Here is a 1,670-nt window from a genome sequence, read left to right on the forward strand (position 1 = left end):
CTGATATGCTCCCCAAAAAGTAGACAGTTGAAATAAGAAAAACTGTTTATTTTTGAAAGGAGCTTTTTTCTATGTCCAAATTCAAGCGTTCCGCTAGTGAAAAACTAGATGCCATCCAAACCTATGAAGAAGGTGTGTCCACGTTGTGGGAAGTCGCAAGACTCTTCGGGGTTACACAATCGACTCTACTCAGATGGAGACAGATGTATCGTCAAGGCGGTATCTCAGCTTTGGAAAAACGATCAGTATGTACGAAGTATTCCAATGAATTTAAAGACCGAGCTGTGCGCGACGTGCTAGAAAAAGGTGAGCCCGTCATGGACGTCATCATAAAACGAAACATCTCCAGTACGAGCGTACTCAGACGTTGGATTTCAAACTATAATGGTCGTAGTGAAGGCAGATTACTAAAGGAGCGATCCACTATGACCAAAGGAAGAATCACGACATTCGAAGAACGCGTCAGTATAGTCAAGGACTGTCTTAAAAACGGAAAGAAATATAAAGAAACTGCGAAGACCCATCGGGTCTCCTACCAACAAATCTACAAGTGGGTTCAAAAGTATGAAAAAAACGGGATTGACGGACTGATGGATGGCCGTGGACGTATGAAACCTTTTGAGGAACTGACGGACGTGGAACGCCTTTCCATCGAGATGAAGAAAGTTGAGCAGGAGAACGAGCTTCTTCGAATGGAAAATGAGTTCTTAAAAAAGCTAGAGGAGTTCGAAAGGGGGAGAGATTAGACCAAGTTCGAAATTTGGATAAGTACAAGGCTATACAATCGTTGGTGGACCAGTTTGGCTATTCGATTGTCGCCCTCTGTCGTTTTGCGGACGTCTCCCGTGCCGCCTATTATAAATGGTTGAATCGTGTACCGACGGTACGCGAAGAAGAGAATATCATGATCATTGAAGAGCTGACATCTATTCATGAGTCGGTAAATGGAATCTATGGATGTGAGCGAATGGTCCTAAATCTAGATCGCCAATTTAACAGAACTATTAATCATAAACGGGTTCGTCGCTTGATGCGGATCGCCGGCATTCGTTGCGTCATCCGTCGAACACGACCGAAATATATGAGAATCATACCCGGACAAACGGCGGAAAATCTTCTGAATCGTGAATTTAATGCGGAAAAACCGAATCAGAAATGGTTAACAGATATCACAGAATTTAAATACGGTGTCTCAAAAAAGGCTTATTTAAGTGCAATTCTGGATTTGTATGATGGATCAATTCGCTCGTTCGTGCTGAGTCGCTCGAATAACAGTCAGATCGTCTTCGATACGCTCAAACTGGCTCTGGATGGTGATTCGGGTAGTTCCCCTCTTCTTCATAGTGACCGTGGGTTTCAATATACGTCGAATGCCTTTCATCGTATGACTCAAGAAGCAGGGATCACACAAAGCATGTCGCGTGCCGGTAAATGCATTGATAATGGTCCAATCGAATCTTTTTGGGGAGCACTAAAGTGTGAAAGCTACTATCTTCATACATTTGAGAAGTTCGATGAACTTCACGATGCAATCCGACGCTACATTCGATTTTATAATGAGCTACGGTATCAAAAACGATTAAACGGCTTAAGTCCGCTGGAATTCAGGGCTCAAGCCGTTTAAAAATTTTATATTATTTTACCTGTCTACTTGACGGGGAGTAGTTCAG

Annotated in this window: 1 protein-coding gene; it reads left to right on the forward strand. The window is 42.9% G+C overall.

The genetic code is table 11. From position 1 onward, the window contains the following. The first annotated feature begins 71 nt into the window (after positions 1-71). Positions 72-1,624, forward strand: a protein-coding gene (locus KNP87_RS17120; RefSeq protein ID WP_251135675.1) for an IS3 family transposase whose coding sequence is annotated in 2 segments (ribosomal slippage) — positions 72-717 and positions 717-1,624 — 1,554 coding nt in all. Because the reading frame shifts where the segments join, the coding sequence is not laid out codon by codon here. The last annotated feature ends 46 nt before the right edge of the window (positions 1,625-1,670 follow it).

The sequence above is a fragment of the Exiguobacterium sp. s192 genome (assembly GCF_018618795.1).
GTDB classification, from domain to species: Bacteria; Bacillota; Bacilli; order Exiguobacteriales; family Exiguobacteriaceae; genus Exiguobacterium_A; species Exiguobacterium_A undae.